Annotated in this window: 9 protein-coding genes; 3 read left to right on the forward strand and 6 right to left on the reverse strand. The window is 52.9% G+C overall.

Annotated elements, in window-relative coordinates; translation table 11 throughout:
- Positions 1–347: 347 nt before the first annotated feature.
- Entirely contained in the window at positions 348–773 is a 426-nt protein-coding gene (locus MVD07_RS08195; RefSeq protein WP_297500679.1) for a DUF356 domain-containing protein, read from the forward strand.
- 472 nt (positions 774–1,245) lie between these two features.
- Here MVD07_RS08195 and MVD07_RS08200 read toward each other — a convergent pair whose 3' ends face one another.
- Positions 1,246–1,782, reverse strand: coding sequence for a multiprotein bridging factor aMBF1 (locus MVD07_RS08200; RefSeq protein ID WP_297500698.1), 537 nt, complete (start codon positions 1,780–1,782; stop codon positions 1,246–1,248).
- A gap of 71 nt (positions 1,783–1,853) precedes the next feature.
- Here MVD07_RS08200 and MVD07_RS08205 point away from each other — a divergent pair, with 71 nt between their 5' ends.
- Together MVD07_RS08205 and MVD07_RS08210 are read left to right on the forward strand one after the other, a co-directional pair.
- Complete coding sequence (locus tag MVD07_RS08205) at positions 1,854–2,360, forward strand: GNAT family N-acetyltransferase (RefSeq protein WP_297500682.1); 507 nt, start codon at positions 1,854–1,856, stop codon at positions 2,358–2,360.
- 4 nt (positions 2,361–2,364) lie between these two features.
- On the forward strand, positions 2,365–2,658 hold the full coding sequence (locus MVD07_RS08210; protein ID WP_297500684.1) for a hypothetical protein: 294 nt from the start codon (positions 2,365–2,367) through the stop codon (positions 2,656–2,658).
- 95 nt (positions 2,659–2,753) lie between these two features.
- On the opposite strand, the gene MVD07_RS08215 is transcribed toward MVD07_RS08210, so the two are convergent.
- The 5 genes from MVD07_RS08215 to MVD07_RS08235 form a co-directional block, all read right to left on the reverse strand.
- Entirely contained in the window at positions 2,754–3,014 is a 261-nt protein-coding gene (locus tag MVD07_RS08215) for a PIN domain-containing protein (RefSeq protein WP_297500687.1), read from the reverse strand.
- 45 nt (positions 3,015–3,059) lie between these two features.
- Entirely contained in the window at positions 3,060–3,206 is a 147-nt protein-coding gene (locus tag MVD07_RS08220; RefSeq protein WP_297500690.1) for a hypothetical protein, read from the reverse strand.
- Between the two features lie 57 nt (positions 3,207–3,263).
- Entirely contained in the window at positions 3,264–3,668 is a 405-nt protein-coding gene (locus MVD07_RS08225) for a Zn-ribbon domain-containing OB-fold protein (RefSeq protein WP_297500692.1), read from the reverse strand.
- Between the two features lie 2 nt (positions 3,669–3,670).
- Positions 3,671–4,837, reverse strand: coding sequence for a thiolase domain-containing protein (locus tag MVD07_RS08230; RefSeq protein ID WP_297500701.1), 1,167 nt, complete (start codon positions 4,835–4,837; stop codon positions 3,671–3,673).
- Between the two features lie 10 nt (positions 4,838–4,847).
- A partial coding sequence (locus MVD07_RS08235) for a hydroxymethylglutaryl-CoA synthase (protein WP_297500695.1) occupies positions 4,848–5,342 on the reverse strand: 495 nt, incomplete at its 5' end.

The raw sequence follows: 5,342 nt of genomic DNA on the forward strand, positions 1-5,342 counted from the left end.
ACAGAAGCGACGATGTTTTCTATCCTGAGCTTTACATTGCTCATGTCCACCAAGGTTTACACCTCCGAATGGTGGGTTTAAAAACCCTTTATAAATAGACTGGATTCCTTTTTAAAGCTTTATGCCTATAAGGGAGGGATAGACCACTAGAGGCAGACCCGACGGGAACCTTCTCGGCCCCGGCAAGACCCCCGTGGAATCCCAGCTGAGGAACATCACCAAAGCCTCCCCATCTCCTCGTCGCTGAGGCGCCCCTTATAACCTCGACCCCTCTCCACTTAACAGGTTTTCCTCGCAGGTCTCCGAACGTTTAAAAACCCGCCCACAGAGGAGGTGGTGGTGAGATTATGAGAAACACGATAGTGCTCGTAAGGGCCGACAACTTCCACAAGGCGAGCGTGGCTCTGGCCGACCTCGTGAGATACGGTGGCATGAGGATTCTGGGTGACCCGAGGATAATCCCGCCGGCACTTTCAGAGTGGGCGTTCGAAAAGATAAGCAGTGAGAAGCCGAGGAAGAAATTTAAAGCCCATGTGGTGGCCCAGATAGACCTTTCACCGAAGAAGGCGATAGGAAGGCTGACGGACATCCACCCGCCGGCCCATGTTTTAGTTATACCCTCCGATACCGAGGTCTGGGAGGAACTGATGCGCCTCTGGGGAACCTTCGAGAAGCTCCGCGGGTTTTACCCGCCAAAGAGGACAAAGGCAGAGGAACTGAGGAAGGAAAGGGAGAAAAAGACAGATGGAGTGTGGGAGTTAGAGGAGTTTTAAATCCCTCTTTCAAAGCCGCGCTCTTCAAATCTCCATCCAGTGTGGCCAGCGTCTTAATCTCGTTTATATTGCACGATGCGACTACAATAGCATCGTTTGGCAGGAGGTTGTGTGCCCTCATCAGACGATATGAGAGCTCTATAGTCCTTCATCCGTTGGGAGGATATGAAATTGTTAATATTTTCCGCCAGCAGGTGTAGGATTCCAACGGCTTCTGAGTTCCTTTCAGTCCCTCAATCAAGACTGAAGAATCGACGAAGACCTCAATCATTGAAGGTACCACTTCCCCTCATTTATGATGCCCTGAAATTTTTCCAAGTACTTTTCTAGGATTCGCCTTTTAACACCTTTTTTTACCCTCCCGCTCTAGGAGTATGGATATCTTCCGCTGAATGACCTTCTCGAGACTATTGGGCACACTTATCACGATCTCCCCATAGTCTCACCAATAAAAGTTGATCAAGAAATCTTTTTACTTCTTCCGCTTCTTAACCCGGATGTTGGCTATATCCCCGAGAGTCGGCTCGTAGTCCCTCGGGATGACCTTTTTCTCCTTTACCTCTTCCTCAACGCGCTCGATGAGTTTAATTTTGAAGTACCTCTCAAGCTTCCTGGCCTCCTTTATTGTGGGCTCGCGGTAGCCGTGTGCTATCGCGCGGAGGTCGTTGACGGAAAGACCGACCTCGTGTGAGAGCTCCTCGTAGCTCTTCCCGCTCCTTTGTATGGCCCTGTAGACCCTCTCTGCGAAGTCCTCCACTATCTCCTCGGTGTAGAGAGGCCTCTCCCGCTTTGGCTTAAGCTCTCTCTTCGGCCTGGGGACTGGTCTCGCTGACCTTCTAGGCTGTCTCCCCGTCGGCATTATGCTGAAGGTTCCCGGTTTCTTCTTTCCATATTTCTCGTAACAGCGGTCGCAGACGAGCAGTTCCGTCCCTTCTATCCTTATCCTGTGGCCGGGCCCCCTGATGGGCGCACCGCATATCTCGCAGTACTTAGGCTTGGCCTTTCCCATTCCCATCACCTTCTCGTCCCACCAGAGGCTTGGAGTTAGGCTTTTTAAACCCCTCGATGGACTCTAGCACGATGAGGGAAGTCAGGATAGAGAAGCTGGAAAAGCTCGACCAGGAGACCCTTGAAAGGCTGATAGAGATATACATGAGCGCTTATGAGGGAATGCGCGAATACGGCGGGGAGGGGGAAAGCTACGCGAAGCGCTACCTGAGATGGTGTTGGAGCAAAGCCAGGGAGGGCTTTTTCGTCGCAAAGATTGGGGACGAGATAGTGGGCTTCATAGTCTGCGACAGCGACTGGTACAGCAAGTACGAGGACAGGAAGGTCGGGGCCATACACGAGTTTGCAGTGGACAAGGAGCTCCAGGGTCACGGGATAGGTCATAAGCTCATGAAGAGGTGCCTAGAATACCTAGAGAAGCACACTGACAAGATAGAGCTCTGGGCGGGAGAAAAGAACGAGGTAGCAAAGCGCTTTTACCAGGAATACGGCTTCAAGGCCGTTGGGAAGCACGGAATTTGGGTTCGAATGGTGAAGGAAAAACCTGATAAAGAACCGGGAACAGTAGAGGGTAGGTGATTATATGCCGTGCATACAGCCCGCGACACCCGAGAAGGTGAAGGACATGAAAGAGGAGAGCTTCATAAGAGAGGGGAAAGGAAAGCTTAAGGTCACGGTTGAGAGTGGTAGTGAAGCGCTTGAAACGACGATAAATGGTTCCCTGAAGAGCGTTGAGGAGATAGCGGGGATGCTTGGAGTGGAAGTCAAAGACGGGAGGATAGAGACCATCGTCGATGGGGTTAGGGTCAAGATGGAGCGCGGAAAGCTCGAAATGGAGTTCGAGAGCGGGGACAGGATGAAGATAGAGAAGGCCTGATCTTCCCGGCTTTCCTGCCTTCTCATCTTTGGCATTTCAGCGTTCCAGTATAATCGCGTTTCCTAGGAGTTTGAAGTGGTGATCCATCGTCAGGACTACGCGTTGCATTTTTTCGCGGTTTCAACGGTTATACAGTCTGTTAGGGAGACGTTCTTGTTTTTCTCCCTGGCCCTCGCGTGGAGTGACCCAGCGTTTATTGCAATTTCTCTCTCCAGTGGGATAACAAACCCGTTCTCGGCTGTTGTATCCACGATGGAAACGTCGAGACTGTTCCGCTCAAGGAAACTCCTTAACTCCGCTAAGACAAGAGTCGGGATTAATACGAGCGATTTCTTCAACAACTTTTCCAGCGTCACTACCCCGAATCAGTTCAACAAGGGGCGATGTGTCTGGGATAGATATCATACTCTCGCATCCACCCTGTATTCCTCTTTAAACTCCGGGGCGCTTTTGGCTACTCCAAACAGTTTTGACCATACTTCCTGTTTTTTCTTTCCTTTCAGTATCTTTCCAAGCTCTTCATCGCCGAAGGGGAACTTTAATCTCAACAGCCTTCATTATCTTACCATTAAATATTGGAAGAAAAAGCAGATAAGGCTTGTGCCTCACTTCAAAACGGGCCTGAACTTGTAGGCGTAGAGGATTATGCCGTCCTCCTCGAACTCCCTGGCCTTCCTGGTTACGGCCTCGACTTCCATGCCCTCGTGGATTTCCTCTATGTCAACATCGGTGAGCTGTGCCAGGACGACCGGCCCCTCCTCAAGCTGGATCAGAGCCAGGGGGTAGGGCTTGTAATACTCGAACCCGCTCGGCGGATTCCTCACTATCGTCCAGCTCAGAACCTTTCCCTTTCCGCTGAACTCATATTCCTCAACGTTTCTCGAACCACAGACGGGGCAGACCTGGCGGTAGGGGAAGAAAACGTGGCCGTTTTCGCACTTTCCACCTATGAGGCGATACTTCTCACGAAAGTGCCTCCAGTAGCGGGAAACCTGCATTGGGCGGGCCATCTTCAAACCCTCCTTAAGATGTTGACCGTTATGTTCGAACCCGTTCCACCTATGTTCTGGGTCAGGCCGATCTCGGCATTCTGCACCTGTATCCCCTCCGGGGCCTCACCGCGGAGTTGCAGAACCGCTTCGACAGTCTGATAAACGCCGGTAGCTCCAACAGGGTGCCCCCTGCTCTTCAATCCACCCATGGTCTGTATCGGGTAGTCTCCATCTATCGCTATCTGTCCTTCCCTGGCCAGCTTGGCTCCCTCCCCCTTCCTTGCAACGCCGAGGGCTTCAAGGCTCAGAGCCGCCATTACTGTGAAGGCGTCGTGAACCTCGAAGAAGTCCACCTCCTTTGGAGTTACTCCAGCCATCCTGTAAGCCCCCTCAGCGGCAATCTTCGCCGCTTTAAGCGTGAGCAGGTCTTCTCTGTTAGCGAGGTTTATTGTGTCCGTTGCCCTTCCCATCCCAGCTATTTCAACCCACTTCTCCCTTGGAACGCCGAGCTCCTTTGCCTTCTCAGGGGTGGTGATTATTACCGCCGCCGCTCCGTCGCAGACCGGTGAGGCATCAAAGAGCTTGAGCGGGTCAGCAATATAGGGGCTCTTAAGGACGGTTTCAACCTTTATCGGCCTCTTAAACATTGCGTAGGGGCTTTTGGCACCGTTGGCGTGGGCGTTAACCGCGAACAAAGCGAGATCCTCCTCGGTGTAGCCGTAGGTATTCATATAGTGCCTCATTATGAGTGCGTTTAGAGCGACAAAGCTCGCCCCGTGAAAGAGCTCCCACTCGGCATCGGCCGCGTAAGCTAAGTAGCGGGTCGCATCGCTCGGCCAGGCATCTGTCATCTTTTCAACGCCCACCACGGCAACAACGTCCTCCAGCCCGCTGAGGACGGCCTTGACACCCTCCTGAACGGCAGCTCCACCCGAGGCACAGGCAGCCTCGACCTTGACGGCGGGAATGTTTCCGAGGCCGGCCCAGTCCGCTATGAGGGCCCCGAGGTTTTCCTGCTCGACGAAGGAACCCGAAATCATGTTCCCAACGTAGAGAGAGTCAACCTTGTCAATTCCAGCGTCGTCCATCGCGTTGAGCAGTGCTTCAACTGCCAAGTCGCGGAGGGAGAGCTTCCAGTGCTCGCCCACGGGAGTCATACCAGCGCCGATTATCACAGCCTTTCTCATATCCACCACCTCACATTATGTACTTTTTCCTTGCCTTCGCGTATAGGGCGTAGTCTATGTACTTCTTCCTCTCCACGTAGTCCCTGACCTTTGGCGCGAGATCCCGCTTTTCCTCGATGGCGTCCTGAACGACAACGCTGAAGGCGTCACTTCCCGCTCCGGAACCGAAGGAAACCCACAGAATCCTGTCGCCAGGCTTCGCTATGTCCAGAACCGCGGAGACACCGACCATGGTTGCACCGCTGTATGTGTTTCCGATTATCCCCGTGAGCAATCCTGGGAGAACCTTCTCCTTCGGAATTCCAAGGATTTTGGCAACGGTGAGTGGGAACTTGACGTTGGGCTGGTGGAAGACGGCGTAATCAAAGTCGTTAACTGTAAGACCGAGTTCCTCCATCAGCGTTTTGGCGGCGTTGATGATGTGGTGGAAGTAAGCCGGCTCACCCGTGAACCTGTTACCGTGCCTCGGGTAGTGCTCATGCTGTCTCCTCCAGAAGTCGGGCGT

Source organism: Thermococcus sp., assembly GCF_027008145.1.
Lineage (GTDB): Archaea > Methanobacteriota_B > Thermococci > Thermococcales > Thermococcaceae > Thermococcus.

What these genes read in the sequence shown, in the direction of transcription:
- MVD07_RS08195 (WP_297500679.1), top strand. Translation starts at nt 348, where the DNA reads ATGAGAAACACGATAGTGCTCGTAAGGGCCGACAACTTCCACAAGGCG.
- MVD07_RS08200 (WP_297500698.1), bottom strand. Translation starts at nt 1,782, where the DNA reads ATGGGAAAGGCCAAGCCTAAGTACTGCGAGATATGCGGTGCGCCCATC.
- MVD07_RS08205 (WP_297500682.1), top strand. Translation starts at nt 1,854, where the DNA reads ATGAGGGAAGTCAGGATAGAGAAGCTGGAAAAGCTCGACCAGGAGACC.
- MVD07_RS08210 (WP_297500684.1), top strand. Translation starts at nt 2,365, where the DNA reads ATGCCGTGCATACAGCCCGCGACACCCGAGAAGGTGAAGGACATGAAA.
- MVD07_RS08225 (WP_297500692.1), bottom strand. Translation starts at nt 3,668, where the DNA reads ATGGCCCGCCCAATGCAGGTTTCCCGCTACTGGAGGCACTTTCGTGAG.
- MVD07_RS08230 (WP_297500701.1), bottom strand. Translation starts at nt 4,837, where the DNA reads ATGAGAAAGGCTGTGATAATCGGCGCTGGTATGACTCCCGTGGGCGAG.